Source organism: Catenuloplanes indicus, from assembly GCF_030813715.1.
In the GTDB taxonomy this organism is placed as follows: domain Bacteria; phylum Actinomycetota; class Actinomycetes; order Mycobacteriales; family Micromonosporaceae; genus Catenuloplanes; species Catenuloplanes indicus.
On sequence record NZ_JAUSUZ010000001.1, the window covers coordinates 4,375,626 to 4,392,969 of the forward strand.

At 72.8% G+C, this 17,344-nt stretch carries 13 protein-coding genes; 9 read left to right on the forward strand and 4 right to left on the reverse strand.

The genetic code is table 11. From position 1 onward, the window contains the following. Positions 1–40: 40 nt before the first annotated feature. Positions 41–832 (reverse strand): class I SAM-dependent methyltransferase, encoded by a 792-nt coding sequence (locus J2S42_RS19645; protein WP_307241221.1) that lies wholly within the window; start codon positions 830–832, stop codon positions 41–43. 64 nt (positions 833–896) lie between these two features. Here J2S42_RS19645 and J2S42_RS19650 point away from each other — a divergent pair, with 64 nt between their 5' ends. From J2S42_RS19650 to J2S42_RS19670, 5 genes are all read left to right on the forward strand, one after another. Further along, positions 897–2,030: a glycosyltransferase gene (locus J2S42_RS19650; RefSeq protein WP_307241223.1), complete on the forward strand. Its 1,134-nt coding sequence runs from the start codon at positions 897–899 to the stop codon at positions 2,028–2,030. A gap of 115 nt (positions 2,031–2,145) precedes the next feature. Next, positions 2,146–2,496, forward strand: a complete 351-nt coding sequence (locus J2S42_RS19655; protein WP_307241225.1) for a hypothetical protein — start codon at positions 2,146–2,148, stop codon at positions 2,494–2,496. Positions 2,497–2,773: 277 nt separating this feature from the next. Further along, entirely contained in the window at positions 2,774–5,839 is a 3,066-nt protein-coding gene (locus tag J2S42_RS19660) for a putative bifunctional diguanylate cyclase/phosphodiesterase (RefSeq protein ID WP_307241227.1), read from the forward strand. 524 nt (positions 5,840–6,363) lie between these two features. Then, a complete protein-coding gene (locus J2S42_RS19665; RefSeq protein WP_307241229.1) occupies positions 6,364–8,781 on the forward strand; it encodes an AMP-binding protein in 2,418 nt (805 codons plus the stop codon). After that, on the forward strand, positions 8,778–10,856 hold the full coding sequence (locus tag J2S42_RS19670; protein ID WP_307241231.1) for a YhgE/Pip domain-containing protein: 2,079 nt from the start codon (positions 8,778–8,780) through the stop codon (positions 10,854–10,856). Before J2S42_RS19665 ends, J2S42_RS19670 begins: the two co-directional genes overlap by 4 nt. A gap of 57 nt (positions 10,857–10,913) precedes the next feature. On the opposite strand, the gene J2S42_RS19675 is transcribed toward J2S42_RS19670, so the two are convergent. Both J2S42_RS19675 and J2S42_RS19680 read right to left on the reverse strand, forming a co-directional pair. Then, positions 10,914–11,717: an ABC transporter permease gene (locus J2S42_RS19675; RefSeq protein ID WP_307241233.1), complete on the reverse strand. Its 804-nt coding sequence runs from the start codon at positions 11,715–11,717 to the stop codon at positions 10,914–10,916. After that, positions 11,714–12,628 carry an ABC transporter ATP-binding protein gene (locus J2S42_RS19680; RefSeq protein WP_307241234.1) on the reverse strand — a complete coding sequence of 305 codons (915 nt, stop codon included), beginning with the start codon at positions 12,626–12,628 and terminating at the stop codon, positions 11,714–11,716. The genes J2S42_RS19675 and J2S42_RS19680 overlap by 4 nt, the downstream gene beginning before the upstream one ends. 132 nt (positions 12,629–12,760) lie before the next feature. On the opposite strand from J2S42_RS19680, the gene J2S42_RS19685 reads away from it, so the two are divergent. The 4 genes from J2S42_RS19685 (at position 12,761) to J2S42_RS19700 (ending at position 15,746) form a co-directional block, all read left to right on the forward strand. After that, positions 12,761–13,981 (forward strand): sensor histidine kinase, encoded by a 1,221-nt coding sequence (locus J2S42_RS19685; protein WP_307241236.1) that lies wholly within the window; start codon positions 12,761–12,763, stop codon positions 13,979–13,981. Beyond that, positions 13,957–14,637 carry a response regulator gene (locus J2S42_RS19690; RefSeq protein WP_307241238.1) on the forward strand — a complete coding sequence of 227 codons (681 nt, stop codon included), beginning with the start codon at positions 13,957–13,959 and terminating at the stop codon, positions 14,635–14,637. Before J2S42_RS19685 ends, J2S42_RS19690 begins: the two co-directional genes overlap by 25 nt. Before the next feature lie 27 nt (positions 14,638–14,664). Then, positions 14,665–15,390 (forward strand): transcriptional regulator, encoded by a 726-nt coding sequence (locus J2S42_RS19695; RefSeq protein WP_307241240.1) that lies wholly within the window; start codon positions 14,665–14,667, stop codon positions 15,388–15,390. 197 nt (positions 15,391–15,587) lie between these two features. After that, complete coding sequence (locus J2S42_RS19700) at positions 15,588–15,746, forward strand: hypothetical protein (protein WP_307241242.1); 159 nt, start codon at positions 15,588–15,590, stop codon at positions 15,744–15,746. A 176-nt stretch (positions 15,747–15,922) separates the two neighbouring features. Here J2S42_RS19700 and J2S42_RS19705 read toward each other — a convergent pair whose 3' ends face one another. Further along, positions 15,923–17,344, reverse strand: coding sequence for a glycine hydroxymethyltransferase (locus J2S42_RS19705; RefSeq protein ID WP_307241244.1), 1,422 nt, complete (start codon positions 17,342–17,344; stop codon positions 15,923–15,925).

Below are 17,344 nucleotides of genomic sequence, written 5' to 3' on the forward strand. Positions count from 1 at the left end.
TAGCCGCGTCCCACCGTGCGGCAGGCGCCATTTGTCACGGTCAGGCGCGGCAGAGGAGTTCGCCGTGGAGGATGGTGAACCAGCCGTCGGGCGCGTCGGACCAGCGGCGCCATGCGGTGGCGAGGCGTTGGAGGTCGTGCTCGGTGGCGGTGCCGGCGGCCAGGATCTGGTGGGCCATGGCGGACTGGGTGATCCGGTCGGCCCAGAGGGCGCCCCACCAGCGGCGGTCGTCGGGGGTGGCGTAGCACCAGACGGCGGCGCCAGGTGTGATGTCGGTGTAGCCGGCGGCCAGGGCCCAGGAGAGCAGGCGGCGGCCGGCGTCGGGCTCGCCGCCGTTGGCGCGGGCGGTGGCGCGGTAGAGCGCGAGCCACTCGTCCAGTTCCGGGACTGCGGGGTGCCAGGCGAAGCGGTCATAGTCGCTGTCGCGGACCGCGACCACGCCGCCGGGCCGGCAGACGCGGCGCATCTCGGTGAGTGCGCGGACCGGGTCGGTGACGTGCTGGAGCACCTGGTGGGCGTGGACCACGTCGAACGTGTCGTCGGGGAACGGCAGCGTGTGCACGTCGGCCACCGTGAAATCGACGGTGGTGATGCCGCGGGTGGCGGCCTCGGCCCGGGACAGTGCCAGCGCGTCCTCGCTGATCTCGGTGGCGGTGACCCGGCCCGGTGCGACCAGCGCGGCCAGGTCCATGGTGATCGTTCCGGGGCCGGCGCCGATGTCCAGCAGTGACTGGCCGGGGCGCAGGTGCGGCAGCAGGTGGGCGGCCGAGTTCTCCGCGGTGCGCCAGCGGTGCGAGCGCAGCACCGACTCATGATGACCGTGCGTGTACATACCCCGACGGTAGACCCGACATCCCGTACAGCGGGATAGACCTCTCATATAATAAGATTCGCGCATGCGCATCCTCTTCTCCTTCATCGGGGGGTTCGGGCACTTCCTGCCGCTCGTCCCGATCGCCCGCGCGGCGCAGCGGGCCGGCCACACCGTCGCGGTGCTGGGCGGGCCGCAGATGGCCGGCGCGATCCGGGACGCCGGGTTCGTGCCGCTGTCCGACGGCGGGCCGCCGCCGGCGGAGCCGCGGCCCGAGCGCGAACCGCTCGCTCCGCTGGACCTGGAGCGCGAGCGGCGGGTCATCACGGATCACTTCATCCGCAAGTCGGGACGGGAGCGCGCGGCGCAAATCCTGGAACTGGCGGACCGGTGGCGGCCGGATCTGATCGTCTGCGACGAGGTGAACGTGGGCGCGATGATCGCGGCGGAGAAGCTGGGCCTGCCGTATGCGACCGTGGTGGTGCTGGTGGCCGGCTCGTTCATGCAGGCCGGATACACGGCGGAGGCGATCGGCGAGGTGCGCGCCGAGTTCGGCCTGCCGCCGGACCGGGAGCTGGCCATGCTCGGGCGGCACCTGATGCTGGAGCCGGCCCCGCCCGGCTTCCGCGACCCGGCGTTCCCGCTGCCGCCCACGGCCCGCGCGATCCGGCCGGCCTCGGCGTTGCCCGTGCCGGCGGAACGCGGCGAACGCCCGCTGATCTACTTCACGCTCGGCACCGCGTTCAACACCGAGTCCGGCGACCTGTTCGAGCGGATGCTCGCGGGCCTGCGTGAGCTGCCCGCCGACCTGGTGATGACCGTGGGCCGGCACATCGATCCGGCGGTCTTCGGCCCGCAGCCGCCGCACGTGCGGATCGAACGGTTCGTGCCGCAGGACGAGCTGCTGCACCGCTGCGATCTGGTCATCTCGCACGGTGGCTCGGGCAGCGTGCTCGGCGCGATCGCGCATGGCCTGCCGATGCTGCTGACCCCGCTCGGTGCGGACCAGCCGGACAACGGCGCCCGGGTGGAGGCGCTGGGCCTCGGCCGGGTGCTGCACGCGGAGACGGTCAAGCCGGAGCGGGCCGCGGCCGAGGTCGCCGCGGTGCTGGCCGACGACGGTTATCGTCAGCGGGTACGCGACCTGCGCGCGGGATGGGAGTCGCTGCCCGGCCCGGACGAGGCGGTCGCGATGCTGGCGAGCATCGGGCTCAGCTGATCGTTTCCGGTCGCGGACTCTCCGCGTACGCTGGCCGCGGTTTTATGGGTTTTGGTCTGTTTTCTGACGTGGGAATCGGTTGCCGTCAAGACGTCTTGACGGGCACGCTGGAGACATGCCTGCGCCGGATGATCTCGAGTACGAGTACACCCTGTTGACTGCCGTGGCCCGCTACGACATTCTGCGCACCCGCGATGCCCTGGCCTCGGCATCGTCGTCCCCGGACGAGACCCCGCTCGACCCCGGTCTGGCCCCGCTGTCCAAGGAGGAGGCGCTGGAGCTGCTGGCCCTCGGCGAACTGATCGCCCGCAAGGCGACCTACGGCCGGCAGCTCGACGTGCGCACCGCTCGCAAGGCCGGCGCGTCGTGGGCCCAAATCGGACAGTCGCTCGGTTGCACCAAGCAGTCCGCGTGGGAGACCCACGCGAAGTGGCTGGACGAGCAGGTCTGGACCCAGCAGCAGTAGCACCGTCGCAACAACTCATTCAAAGGTGGCAATTAGCCTCGGGTGGCGCCGCAGCGGCGCTCGGCACAACCCTAAAGTTGCGCCATGAGACGGTCGATCGCGGCTGCCACCGCGCTCGGGGTGATCGCAAGCCTGCCGGCCGCGGCACCCGCGAGCGCCGGTGGCGGCCATGGAGACCCGCCCGGTGACGCCAGCGATTGAATTAAGTGGATATTAGTCAGATCCACCGGTTTGCTACCGAAATGCACCTCGGAAGCAACACCGGAACGGAGAGCTGATGTCCACCCGACTCGCGCGGGCCTGCTTCGGCGTGTGGATGGTCGCGCTGACCGGCGCCTACTACGCGGTTCCGGCGTACGAGGGCGCGGTGTGGGCCGCGCTCGGCTTCTCCGCCTCGATCGCGGTGCTGGCCGGGGTGCTCCTCAACCGGCCGGGACGGGCGCTGCCCTGGTTCCTGCTGTGCGGCGTGCTGGTGACGTTCACGCTCGGCGATGCGATCTACAACCTGCTCGGCGGCGGTGCCCGGTTCCCGTCCGTGGCGGACGCGTTCTACCTGCTGTCCTATCCGCTGCTGGCCGCCGCACTGCTGATCTTCATCCGGTTCCGGTCCGGCGCGGCGGATCGGGCCGCGCTGCTCGACGCGCTGGTCCCGACGGCCGCTATCGCGCTGCTGGTCTGGGTGTTCTGGATCGGCCCGTTCGTCCGGGACACGGACCTGAGCACGGCGGAGAAGCTCACCGCGATCGGCTATCCGATCGGCGACGTGCTCGCGCTCGCCATGCTGGTGCGGCTGCTCGGCGCGCCCGGCACCCGGCACACCTCGATCACCGCGCTCACCGCCGGCGTGACCGCGCTGCTCGGCACCGACATGCTCTACGGCCTGCACCGGCTCAACCGGGACTGGCACACCGGCAGCTCGATCGACCTGGGTTGGGTCGTCTTCTACACGCTGCTCGGGTACGCGGCGCTGGACCCGTCGATGACCCGGCTCACCGCGCACACGCAGGCGGGAGCCCTGCCGCGGGCCGCCGGGTGGCGCCGGCTCGCCACGCTGGTCGCGGCCGCGCTGGTCGCGCCGGCCGTGCTGGTCTACGAGAACCTGGACGGCGCGGTCTCCGACGCGCCGGTCATCGCGGCGTTCTCCGCGCTGATGTTCCTGCTGGTCATCGGCCGGCTCGCCGGGCTGCTCGCGGACCACCGGCAGATCAGCCACCGGGAGCGGGTGCTGCGCGAGGCCGGTGCGCAACTCGTCTCCGCGGCCACCCCGGCCGAGGTCGCGGCCGCGGTCCGGGCCGCGGTCGCGGAGCTGATGCCGCCGGACGAGCCGTACGTGCTGGAGAGCGCCGGCATCTTCACCGGCATGACCCGGGAGGAGTTCTTCGCGGACGGCGTCACGCTGCAACCGGTCGAGGCGCTACCGCCGACGCACGGCGAACCGCTGGACGGCTTCACGGTCGCGCTGCGCGCACCGGGACCGCTACTGCCCGAGGAGGGCTCGTCCACGCTGCAGTTCACCTGGATCTGCCTGGCCGCGCGCGAGCCGGTGCTGTGGCGGCTGCGACCGGTGTTCGAGGCGCTGGTGTCGCAGGGCACGATGGCGATCGACCGGATAGCGCTCGGCGCGGAGATCAGCCGGCGGAAGCACGAGTCCTACTTCCGGACGCTGATCCAGAACACGTCCGACGTGATCCTGATCGTCGGCGACGACGACCGGATCGGGTACGCCAGCCCGTCCGCCGCGAACGTCTTCGGCACGGCCGCGCCCACGCTGGCCGGCACGCCGGTCACCGACCTGATCGTGGGCGAGCAGCACGAACGGCTGCGCGAGGCACTGCAGCGACTGCGCGCCGGCCGGGGGCAGGCGACCGCGTTCGACCTGGTCGGGCTGGGCGCGGACGGCCGCACCGTGCAGGTCGAGTGCACGATCCAGGACATGCGCGACGAGCCGACCGTACGCGGCGCCGTGTTGACCATGCGCGACGTCACCGAGCGCCGCCGACTGGAGAGCGACCTCGCCCACCAGGCCTTCCACGACACGCTGACCGGCCTGGCGAACCGGCTGCTGCTGCAGAACCGGCTGGAGCACGCGCTCACGCTGGCCCAGCGCGACCGGTCCGTGGTCGGCTTGCTGTTCATCGACATCGACGACTTCAAGGTGGTCAACGACACGCTCGGCCTGGTCGTCGGCGATCGGCTGCTGGCCGCGGTCGGCGCCCGGATCGCCGGCGTGGTCGGCCCGCAGGAGACCGTGGCCCGGATGGGCGGCGACGAGTTCGCGGTGCTGATCGAGCAGTCGCACGGCCCGGCCGAGGCGGACGACGTGGCCGCCCGGATCGTCGAGGCGTGCGCGGAACCGTTCGAGCTGCGCTACGACAGCGGCGGCTCCGCGATGGTCGGCGGTGCGGTCAGCATCGGCGTCACCACCAGCGTGGAGGCGCACGACGCGGCCGAGATGCAACGCCAGGCCGACCTCGCGCTGTACGTCTCGAAGGGCGACGGGAAAGGTCGCTACCAGCGCTACCAGACCGACCTGCACACCGCGATGGTGGAGCGGCTGGAGATGCGGGCCGCGCTCAGCACCGCGGTCGAGGACCAGCAACTGGTCCTGCAGTACCAGCCGATCGTGGACCTGGCCACCGAGGACATCGTCGGGCTGGAGGCGCTGGTCCGCTGGCAGCACCCGACCCGCGGCCTGATCGGGCCGGGCGAGTTCATCGAGGTCGCGGAGGAGAACGGCGCGATCGTGCCGATCGGCGCCTGGGTGCTGCGCGAGGCGCTGCTGGCCATCGCGAGCTGGCGGCAACTCGTCCCGGCCGCGCCGCTGCGCTACGTCTCGGTGAACGTCTCCGCGCGGCAGTTCCGCAGCCCCGGATTCGTCGACGAGGTGGCCAAGGTGATCACGGAGAGCGGCGTGGCACCGTGGCGCCTGCTGTTGGAGATCACCGAGAGCCTGCTGCTGCGCGACGACGAGTCGGTCTGGCAGGACCTGGCCCGGCTGCGCGAGATGGGCGTGCGGATCGCGATCGACGACTTCGGCACCGGCTACTCCTCGCTCAGCTACCTCCGCCAGATGCCGGTCGACATCCTGAAGATCGACAAATCGTTCATCGACGACATCTCCAGCAGCCGGCAGCAGCGCGCGCTGGTCGCCGCGATCGTCAGCATCGCCGACAACCTCAACCTCGGCGTGGTCGCGGAGGGCGTCGAGGACCCGGCGCACAGGCAGATGCTGCTGGACATGGGCTGCCCGTTCGGCCAGGGCTATCTCTTCTCACCCCCGGCCTGGCCGGACGCGGTCCTCTCCTGGCTCAACACCGGCATCCGCGACCAGATCGCCGCCTGAAAACCTTTCAAAACGCGGATACACCCGCTTCCGGCGTGGCCGCGATCCGTATGCTCCCGCGGGCACCGGTCGTCGCTGGCGCTCCTCCCTTCCACTCCCGTCGCGGGTGGCGGACGGCCGCCGGGCGCACCGAAACGCCATGGCGATCTGCTTCATGCCGAAATTTCGGCACGAAGTGCCCCGTTGAGGTGGCGGGCGGCGCAACGCCTCAACGCGGCAACGGGCACGTGCGCGGCGAGCGCGGGTAACGCGGCAAGCAGGAACTGCGGCAAGCACGGGCAACGCGGCAAGCGCGGGCAACGCGGCAAGCGGGGGACGTGGCAGGTGCGGCAAGGGTTGCGGGCGCGATTTTGGGTGGTGGGGTGGGCGGGACCGGTGCCCGCGGGAGCACCGTGACCCGGCCACGCCGGAAGCGGGAATATCGACTTCTGAAGGAATTTCGGTTCTTAGCACATCATGTCGTCTCTTGGCCGGTAAGACCGATTAACGTTATACAGGGCTTCGATCGGTCTTACGCTGCCGGTGTGGCGGTGTCGGCGCAGCGGTGGCCGGAGCGCGCCCTCCTCTGTGAACGGACCGTCGCCGGCTGGCATGAACTTGCTCCCGCCGAGCTGCAGACCCGGATCAGCAAGCGGGCGGGCGGGCTGCTCGCGGCCGGGCTCGGCGCGGGGGACCGGATCGCGATCCTGGGCCCGCCGGGGTACGAGTGGGCGGTCACGGACCTGGCGGCCTGGTGGATCGGGGCGATTCCGGTCGCGTTGCAGGAGGAGGTGCCCGGTGAGCAGCTGGACTGGATGCTGCGGTGCTGCGGCGCGGCTGCCTGCGTGGTCACCGTCGACGATCCGGCGCTGACCACGCGGGTGGCGGCGGCCGGTCTGCCGCACGCCTGGCAGGCCGGTGTGGGCGGGCCGCTGACGCCGCTGTCCGCGCTGGACGTGCCGACGCTCGGCACGATTCCGCCGGCCGCGATGCCGTCCGGTGCGGTCGCCACCGTCGTCTACACGTCCGGCGTCGGTGGGCGGCCCGCGGCCTGCCGGCTCACCCACGCGAATCTCGACACGGCCGCGCGCGCGATCCGGGAGGCGCTGCCGCAGCTGTTCGGCGGCGAGCCGCGCACGGTGCTGTCCGCGCTGCCGCTGTCGCACATTTTCGGGCGGATCGTGCACCTGGCGGCGCTGATCGGCGGCGCGCGGGTCGCGCACACCGGTCCGGAGCGGATCCTGGCCGATCTCGCCGAGCTGCGGCCCGCGGTGCTGGCCGCGCCGCCGCGCTTCTTCGAGCACCTGTGGGGCCGGCACCTGGGCGGCGACGACGCGGCCGAGCGGGCCGCGCTGGCCGGGACCGGCGGGCTGCGCGGACGGCTGCGGCGCGGGCGGCACGAGCGGGCGTTCGCGGCGCTGCGGGAGGCGCTCGGCGGCCGGACCGAGTACCTGATCACGGGTGGCGCACCGGTCAGCGACCGGCTCGGCCGGCTGTACCACGGTGCGGGCCTGCCGCTGCTCACCGGCTACGGGCTGACCGAGGCCACCGCCGCGGTCACGCTGAACACGCCGGCGCTGCACCGGCCCGGCACGGTCGGCACGCCGCTGCCCGGCGTCGAGGTGCGAGTCAGCCCGGACGGTGAGGTCTTCGTGCGCGGCCCGGGCGTCTTCCCCGGCTACGACGGACCGTCCGAGGTCGACCGGGAGCCGGTGGTGGACGCGTCCGGCTGGCTGCACACCGGTGACCTCGGCGCGCTGGATGACGACGGCTACCTGCGGATCGCCGGCAGCGTCGAGGACATGATCACGCTGCAGTCCGGGCGGCGCGTCGCCGCGGTCGCGCTGGAGGAGGCGGTACGCGCACACCCGCTGGTCGCGCACTGCCTGGCGGTCGGCGAGCGACGGCCGTACGTCGCGGGGCTGATCGCACTGGAGGAGAGCGCCGTCCGGCGCGCGTTCCCGGACGCGGAGAGCCCGGCCGCGGACCCACGGGTGATCGAGGCGATCCGGGTGGCGATCGACGCGGCCAACGCGCGGACGTCGGCGGCCGAGCAGATCCGCCGGTTCGAGATCCTGCCCGGCGGCCTGTCCCGGCGGTCCGGCCACCTCACGCCCACGCTCCGGCCGCGCCGCCGGCTGCTCTCCGCGCTGTTCGCCACGGAGATCGAGCGACTGTACGCGGTGGAGACCCAGCCGCAGGTGCTGCTGGAGGAACCGGTCGAGGCGGTGGCGATCGAGGCCCGCGCGGTCACCGCGAAAGGGCCGCACGGGCTGCTGCTGCGGCCGACCAGCGTCGGCGTGGTCGCGGGCCGCCGGGTCGCGGTCGCCGGGCCGCCCGGCCACGGCCACACCGCGCTCGCGCTGGCGCTCGGCGGCCGGCTGGAACCGGGCGCCGGCGACGTCACGCTGGACGGCCGGCACTCCGGGAAGCGGCTGCGCGAGGCGGTGGCACTGGTCGACGTGCCCGGTATCAGCGAACCGGACGAGATGCTGCCGCTCGCGGCCGTGGTCGGCGAGGAACTGTCGATGGCGCGAGCCCGGGCCGGCCGGCGGGCGGTCCGGGAGTGGCTGGACCGGCACGGCGCGCTGGTCTACGCGGAGACCCGCACCGAGCACGTGCCGGGCCCGGTGCGCACCCGCGTGCTCGCCGAACTGGCCGCGCTCCGGCCCGGTGTCGGCGTGCTCGTGCTGACCCTCCCGGACCGGCACGGCGGCGGGCCCGGCGCCTGGTGGGACCTGGCCGGCGTGCTCGCGGCGCGCGGCTACGGCGTGATCGTGCAGTGCACGGACACCTCGGCGGAGCTGCTCGGACTGCGCGCGGTCCGGCTCGGCAACGCCGACCCGGACGCACCGGCGGCCGGTGGCTTCACCATCGGCACGGTCCGCCGCCGGGAGCTGGGCACGTCCGGCCTGACCCGGGACACCGCATCGATGGGCCGACACACCGAGGAGATTTCGTGAGTGCTGTCCGGTTGGCCGTCTCGGAGCTGCGCAGGCTCACCGCCGGCCGTACCCCGAGGCTGGTGGTACTGGCGCTGGCCGCGGTCCCGCTGCTCTACGGCGGTCTGTACCTCTACGCGAACTCCGACCCGTACGCGCGGCTGGACCGGGTGCCGGCCGCGCTGGTGATCGACGACGTCGGCGCCACCCAGCGGGACGGCTCGCTGATGCAGGCCGGTGCGCAGGTCGGCACGGAACTCGTCGAGGACGGCGCGTTCGACTGGCGGCGCACCACCGCGGACGCGGCGGAGGCCGGTGTCCGGGACGGCGAGTTCGACTTCGCACTGCGCATCCCGGCCGACTTCTCCGCCGCGCTGATCTCCACCACCGAGGCGGTCGAGGGCGGCGGTCCGCCGCGTGCCGGCACGATCGTGCTGACCACCAACGACGCGAACAACTATGTGGTGCACACGATCGCGGCGCAGGTCGCCACGAAGATCCAGGACTCGCTGTCCCGCCAGATCGGCACGCGCGCGGCCGAGCGGTTCCTGCTCGGTTTCCAGCACATCTACGAGCGGACGTCCGAGGCGGCGGACGGTGCGGACAAGCTCGCCGAGGGCGCGGGCAAGGCGCACGACGGCGCGGAGAAGATCGCGAACAGCAGCGCCAAACTGGCCGGCGGCGACCACGACCTGCTCGGCAGCGCTCGTGACCTGGCCGCGGCGGCGCAGGCCGGTGGCGCCGGCGCGCGCACGCTGGCCACCGGCGCGGACGACCTCGCCGGTGGGCTGAGCACGCTGCGCACGTCGTCGGCCGCGCTGCCCGGGTCGGCACGCACGCTCGCGGACGGCGCCGCGTCGGTCGCGGCCGGCGCGCGCGAGGCTGCCACCGCGGCCGGTGGGTTCGCCGATCCTGATGTGCCGGCCGGTGCCGCCGTGAGCAGCCCCGACGCCGAGTTGACCGGGCGGCTGGCCGCGCTCGGGGTGCCCGAGGGGGAGGTGGCCGCGCTCGGCGCCAGGCTGGACGAGATCCGCGCCGCGCTGGCCACCTCACGGGCGAACATGGCCGCGCTCGCCACCCGGCTCGACTCGCTCGCGCTCGGCGCGGAACAGGTCGACGCGGGCGCGACCGCGCTGGCCCGTACCGTGCCCGGGTTCACCGCCGGCATCAACGACGCCGCGGTCGGCGCGGCCGCGCTGAACACCGGCGCCACCCGGCTCGCGGACGGTAGCGACACGATCAGCAAGGGCGCGATCGCGCTCCGGGACGGTCTCGCCGCGTCCGCCAGCGGTTCCGCGAAGCTCGCGGACGGTTCGGCGGATCTGGAGCAGGGCCTCGGCACGCTCGCCACGAACGCCCGCGACCTGGCCACCGGCCTGCGCGGCGGACTGGCCGAGATCCCGAGGCTGGACGACAGCACGCGCGCCGCCACCGCCGGCACCATCGCCGACCCGGTCGACGTGCAGACCGTGCGCCAGAACGAGGCCGCCAACTACGGCGCCGGCCTAGCGCCGTTCTTCCTCTCGCTGGCCGCGTGGATCGGCGGGTACGTGCTGTTCCTGCTGGTCCGTCCGCTCTCGACGCGTGCGATGGCGGCCAACCAGTCCGGCCTGCGGGTCGCGGTCGGCGGCTGGCTCGCGCCCGCGCTGCTCGGTGCCGCGCAGATGGGCCTGCTCTTCGCGGTCGTGCTGTTCCCGCTGCGGTTCGATCCGGTGCACCCGGCCGGCATGGCCGCGTTCATGATGCTGGCGTCCGCCACGTTCATCGCGATCATCCACATGCTCAACGCCTGGCTCGGCGCGGTCGGCCAGTTCCTCGGCCTGGTGCTGATGGTCCTGCAGCTGGTCAGCGCGGGCGGTACGTTCCCGTGGCAGACCATCCCGGCACCGCTGCACGGGCTGCACCACGTGCTGCCGATGAGCTACTCGGTCGAGGGCCTGCGCCATCTGATGTACGGCGGCGACCTGATGGCGGTCGGCCGCGCGGTCTCCATCCTGGTCGCGTACCTGCTGGGCGCGTTGCTGCTCACGGCGCTCGGCGCGCGCCGCCACCGAGTGTGGACGGTGGCCCGGATCAAACCCGAGGTGGTGCTCTGAGGACACGCGGCTGCCGGGCCCGAACCGGACCCGGCAGCCGCCGCACCCCCCGGAGCGTCAGTTCACCTCACGGCGCATGATCCGGATCGTGCCGAGGACGAGCGGGACCGCCACCCAGAACAGCGCGGACACGCCGAACCGGGCCCACTCGCCGGACGTCACATCCGCGTTGCCGATCGGCAGCGAGGTGGTGTTCATGTCCAGCCACGCGGCCACGTCGCGGAGCCGGGAGATCATCGCGCCGAGCGTGCTCCACAGCGTCGGGACCACGAAGTAGAGCACGATCGCCAGCGGCGAGTTGAGCAGCAGCGCGCCGAACGCGGAACCCATCAGGACGTACGCGATCTCCAGTGCGACGAAGCCGAGCAGTGCCTCCGGCTGGAGCGTCCAGGAGCCGTCGCCGTCCACCGCGATCGCGACCAGATTCGCCAGCGCGGACGTGCCCGCGGTCACCGCCGTGGTGATCAGCGCGATCACGATTGCGGCCAGCAGCTTCGCGGCGATCACCCGGCCCCGCGCCGGGACCAGCGCGAACGTGGTCAGCGCGGTCCGCTGCGACCATTCGCCGGTCATCGCCAGGATGCCCAGCACCGGCAGCAGGATGCTGACCGGGATCTGCGCGAAGCCCATCAGCTCGGCGAAGTTCGCGGCGCTCCGCGGCTCCTCGGTGGCCAGCATGACCACGTGCGTCAGCACCACGCAAAGCGCGATCACGATCAGCAGCCAGAGGCCGGCCCGGGTGTCCGCGAGCTTGCGCAGCTCCACGCCGGTCAGCGTGAGCAGCGAGGCCCGCCTGTGGCCGCGTCCCTCGTGCGAGGCCGGCAGCGTGGCCGGCCTCTCCAGCTCCACGGTCCCGGTCATCGCGCGCCCTCCTTGACAGCGTCGCCCGCGGCGGCCGGTGCGGCCGTCAGGCTCAGGAACATCTGCTCCAGGCCGCCGCCGTCGGCGGGCCGGAGTTCCAGCAGCACCACGTTGTTCTCGGCCGCGGCCCACCCGATCGCGCCCGGTTCCGCGCTGACCAGCAGCGCGCCGTCCTGGGTCCGGGTGTGGGACAGCCCGGCGCGGTCCAGCGCGGTGACCAGCGCGGCCGGGTCCACCGCGCGGACCAGCGTCCCGCCGCCGGCCAGCAGCTCGGCCTTGTCACCCTGCGCCACGATCCGGCCGCCGCCGATCATCACCAGCCGGTCCGCGACCGCGTCCACCTCGCGCAGCAGGTGCGAGGAGAGCAGCACGGTGCCGCCCCGGTCGGCGAAGTCACGCAGCAGGCCGCGCATCCAGAAGATGCCCTCCGGGTCGAGGCCGTTCGCCGGCTCGTCCAGGATCAGGATGCCGGGCTCGCCGAGCAGCGCGTGAGCCAGGCCGAGCCGCTGTCGCATGCCGAGCGAGTACTGGCGTACCCGCTTGCGCGCGGCCTTGCCGTCCAGCCCGACCAGGTCCAGCACGGCCGACACCCGGGATCGCGGCACGCCCATGGTCATCGCGGACAGCGACAACACCTCCCGGCCGGTACGGCCGCCGTGCTGCGCGGACGCGTCCAGCAGCACACCGATCCGGCGGCCCGGGTTGTCGAGGCGCCGGAACGGCACGCCCGCCACGGTCGCGCTGCCCGCCGAGGGTGCGGTGAGTCCACAGATCATGCGCATGGTGGTGGACTTGCCCGCGCCGTTCGGGCCGAGGAAGCCGGTGACCGTGCCGGGCTCGCAGGTGAACGAGACATCGTCGACGGCGGTGTGCGCGCCGTACCGTTTCGTCAGGTGGTCAGCCGTAATCATGTCGACAAGCCTGGCCGAGCCACCCGGTCGCCCGCGTCGGCCCGCGGTTGACGTCGCGGTCACCAAAGTCGCGTTTCCGCTTCGACTTTGGTCGGTACCGGCCCCCGGCGCCCGGTCCGTAGCCTGAGAATCATGGTGGCGACCTCACTGCTCGGTGCGCTGGACGCGCTGGACGACGACGAGCCGGTCCGCCCGCGCACCACCCGGGACTGGGTGGTCGACTCGCTGACGTTCCTCTTCGCGACGGGCTTCGCGATCGCGGTGACCGCGCAGGAGTTCTACGGCTGGGGCGCGGACGGCGTCCGCCGCGGCCCGGCCTGGCTGCTCTGCGTGGATCTCGCGCTCAGCCTGGTGCTCTGCGTCGCGCTCTGGTGGCGCCGCCGCCGTCCGGTGTCGCTGGCGCTGCTCGGCGTGCTCTTCGGCGTCTTCTCCGCGGCCAGCGGCGGCGCCGCGTTGATCATCCTGTTCAGCGTGGCCGTGCACCGCCGCTTCCCGGTCGCGGCCGCGCTGACCGCGCTCAACGTCGCGCCCACGCTGGTCTACGCGGCGGTACGGCCGGACCCGGCGATCGGCTACTGGGCGACCATCGCCTGGACCGCGGTCTTCGCGTCGATCAACCTGCTCTGGGGTTCACTGATCCGGTCCCGCCGGCAGCTGGTCCGCTCGCTGCGGGACCGGGCCGAGCGCGCCGAGGCCGAGCAGCAGCTGCGCGTGGCACAGGCCCGGCAGCTGGAACGGACCCGAATCGCGCGCGAGATGCACGACGTGCTCGCGCACCGGATCTCGCTGCTCAGCCTGCACGCGGGCGCGCTGGAGATCCGGCCGGACGCCCCGGCCGCCGAGGTGGCCAAGGCCGCCGGCGTGATCCGGGCCAGCGCGCACCAGGCGTTGCAGGACCTGCGCGAGGTGATCGGCGTGCTGCGCGAGCCCGCGCCCACCGGTGAGCCGGAGCGGCCGCAGCCGACGCTGGCGGACCTGACCGCGCTGGTCGAGGAGTCGCGCGCGGCCGGCACCCGGGTCACGCTGGAGCTGCCGGACGGTCCGGAGAACCCGCCGGACGCGGTGGGGCGCACGGCGTACCGGATGGTCCAGGAGGGTTTGACGAACGCCCGCAAGCACGCGCCCGGCGCGCTGGTCACGGTGTCGGTCGCGGGCGTGCCCGGCTCCGGCCTGACGATCCGGGTGCGCAACCCCGGCCCGCTCACGGTCGGAGCGCCGGTGCTGCCCGGCGCGGGGACCGGCCTGGTCGGGCTGACCGAGCGTGCCACACTGGCCGGTGGACGACTCGATCATCGCCGCGAGCCCGGCGGCGGCTTCACGCTGGAGGCATGGCTGCCGTGGCCGAAGACCTGACCCCGCCGGTACGCGTGCTGATCGTCGACGACGACGCGCTGGTCCGGACCGGGCTCTCGATGATCCTCGGCGCCGCGCCGGAGATCACCGTGGTCGGCGAGGCCGCGGACGGCGCGGAGGTGGCCGCCGCGATCGAGGCGTACCGCCCGGACGTGGTGCTGATGGACATCCGGATGCCGCGGGTGGACGGCCTGGCCGCGACGGAGGCGGTCCGCACCCGCCCGGACGCGCCCGAGGTGATCGTGCTGACCACGTTCGACCTGGACGAGTACGTGCTGCGTGCGCTGCGCGCCGGCGCCAGTGGTTTCCTGCTCAAGGACACGCCGCCCACCGAGATCATCCACGCGGTCCGCCGCGTCGCGTCCGGCGAGGCCACGCTCTCCCCGACCGTCACCCGCCAGCTGATCGCGCACGTCGCCGCGCCCGCACCCGCACCGGCCCGCAACCGGCCGCTGGCACTGCTCGGCACGCTCAGCGAGCGGGAACGCGAGGTCGCGATCGCGGTCGGTCAGGGCAAGTCCAACGCGGAGATCGCCGGCGAATTGTTCATGAGCGTCGCCACGGTCAAGGCACACGTCTCCCGCCTGCTGACCAAGCTCGGCCTGAACAACCGCGTCCAGATCGCCATCCTGGTCCACGACGCGGGCCTGGTTTGACCCTATTGTGCGGTATTTTCTACCGCAATGGGACGGCCGGAAAAGACGATCACCACCGGGGTACGGGAGCTGGCCGCGCTGGCCGAGCACCTGCGCCGGCTGCGGAGCGCGTCCGGCAAGACATACCCCGAGCTGGAACGCACCGGCGGCTACTCCGCCTCGGTCTTCAGCCGCGCCGCATCCGGCGACGCGCTGCCCACCTGGCAGGTCACCCACGCGTACGGCACCGCGTGCGGTGCGGACGAACGCGCGCTCCGGCTCACCTGGGAACGGGCCCGCGACGCATTGACCCGGCAGCGAGTGTCGCCGGCCGCGGACGACCCGGTCACCCCCACCGACTTCAACCAGCGGCTACGCGACCTGATCCGCCGCCGCGGCACCCAGCGCGCGATCGCCGCCCGCGCCAACTACTCACCCAGCACGGTCAGTGCCGCTCTCAACGCCGCCCGCGTCCCCTCCGCCGACTTCGTCGACCGCATCCTGACCTCCCTCGACCTGCCGGCCGACGAACACGACCGCTGGCACACGTGGCGTACCGCGCTCGCCACCCCGGATCCGCGGCCCACGCCGACCGTCGCCGTCACGCCCGCCGAGCCCCAGATCCCCGCGGCACGCGCGTCCGAACCCGGGCTGGCGGTGCCGCCGGCGCCACCGGCCGCCGCGGTGCTGCCGATCGTGCTGGCCGCCCTCGTCCTGGCCGCGCTCTTCACTCTGCTTCCGGCGCTCATCGACTGGTGGATCCCGGCTTGCTGAGACCCGCCCCTCCTGTGGCGGGCCGCAGGCCGGAGGCGGAAAGACCGCAGTGCCGAGTGCGGAGACCCACAGCGCGGCTGTGCGGTCCGTACCATCGATTCGGCCAGCGGTGATCAATAGCGTTCCGGGACGGCCGTGGAGATCCAGTCGGCCGTCAGGGTGCGGCCGGGCTCGCCACGTTCGGCCGGGTGCAGAGCATGATGGCGACACTGCCGGGCACCGAACCGACCGGCACGCTGCTGCTCTCCGCGCACTACCACTCGGCCGCGGCCGGGGCCCGGCGCCTCCGACGACGCGCGGCCGTGGCCACGATCCTGGAGACGGTACGGGCGCTGCTGGACGTGCCGGCGGCCTGATCCGTCCAGCCCGGCGGGGTTGTGCGGACCACCGCGAAACCGGCAGGGAGGCCGCCCGCGGCCGAGCGGTGCCCGCGGGAGCATGCGGAACTCGGCCACGCCGGAAGCGGGAATATCCGCGTCTTCGCCCATGAGAAGGCCCGCCCCGGCGAACCGGAGGCGGGCCCTGGGAAGCGTTACAGCGTGACGGAGCCGTAGAGCGGGAACGGCGCGAGCAGCTCGGTGGCCTGCTTGGAGACGCGGTCGGAGACGGCCGGGTCGAGGTGGAACTTGGCCTTGGAGCCGGCGTCCGGCGTGGTCTGGGTGAGGACCGTGTGCATCAGGTCGGCGATCTGATCCATCTCGTCGATGCCGAGGCCGCGGGTGGTCAGGGCCGGGGTTCCGACGCGGATGCCGGACGTGTACCAGGCGCCGTTCGGGTCGTTCGGGATGCTGTTGCGGTTGGTGACGACGCCGGAGTCGAGCAGGGCCTGCTCGGCCTGGCGGCCGGTGATGCCGTACTTGTCGACGTCGATCAGCACGAGGTGGTTGTCGGTGCCGCCGGAGACGACGGTGGCACCGCGCTTGATCAGGCCCTCGGCCAGCGCCTGGCTGTTGGCGACGATGCGCTGCGCGTAGTCGGCGAACTCGGGGCGGCGGGCCTCGGCGAGCGCAACCGCCTTCGCGCCCATGACATGCGCCAGCGGGCCGCCGAGGACCATCGGGCACCCGCGGTCGACCTGGTCGGCGAGCTCGGGCTGGCAGAGCACCATGCCGCCGCGCGGACCGCGGAGCGACTTGTGCGTGGTGGTGGTGACGATGTGCGCATGCGGGATCGGGTCGAAGTCGCCGGTGAAGACCTTGCCGGCGACGAGACCGGCGAAGTGCGCCATGTCGACCATGAACGTGGCGCCGACCTCGTCGGCGATCTCCCGCATGATGCGGAAATTCACCTTCCGGGGGTATGCGGAGTAGCCGCCGACGATCACGGCCGGCTTGAACTCCTTCGCGCTCTCCCGCAGGCCGTCGTAGTCGATCTGGCCGGTGGCCGGGTCGACGCCGTAGGAGCGCTGGTCGAACATCTTGCCGGAGATGTTCGGCCGGAAGCCGTGGGTGAGGTGGCCACCGGCGTCCAGCGACATGCCCATCAGGCGCTGGTTGCCGAACGCGGCGCGCATCTCGGCCCACTCGGCGTCGGTCAGGTCGTTGATCTGCCGCTTCTCGAACTTCTGCAGCATCGGCTTCTCGACCCGGTCGGCGAGAATCGCCCAGTAGGCGACCAGGTTGGCGTCGATGCCGGAGTGCGGCTGGACGTAGGCGTGCGGCGCGCCGAACAGCGCCTTCGCGTGCTCGGCCGCGACCGACTCGACGGTGTCGACGTTCTGGCAGCCGGCGTAGAAGCGGCGGCCGATCGTGCCCTCCGCGTACTTGTCGGAGAACCAGTTGCCCATGGCCAGCAGCACGGCGGGCGAGGCGTAGTTCTCGGACGCGATCAGCTTCAGCGACTCGCGCTGGTCGGTCAGCTCGGACGCGATCGCGTCGGCGACCCGGGGCTCGACGGAGCGGATGACATCGAGCGCGGCGCGGAAAGCGGTCGACTCGGCGTTCAGTTCGGACAT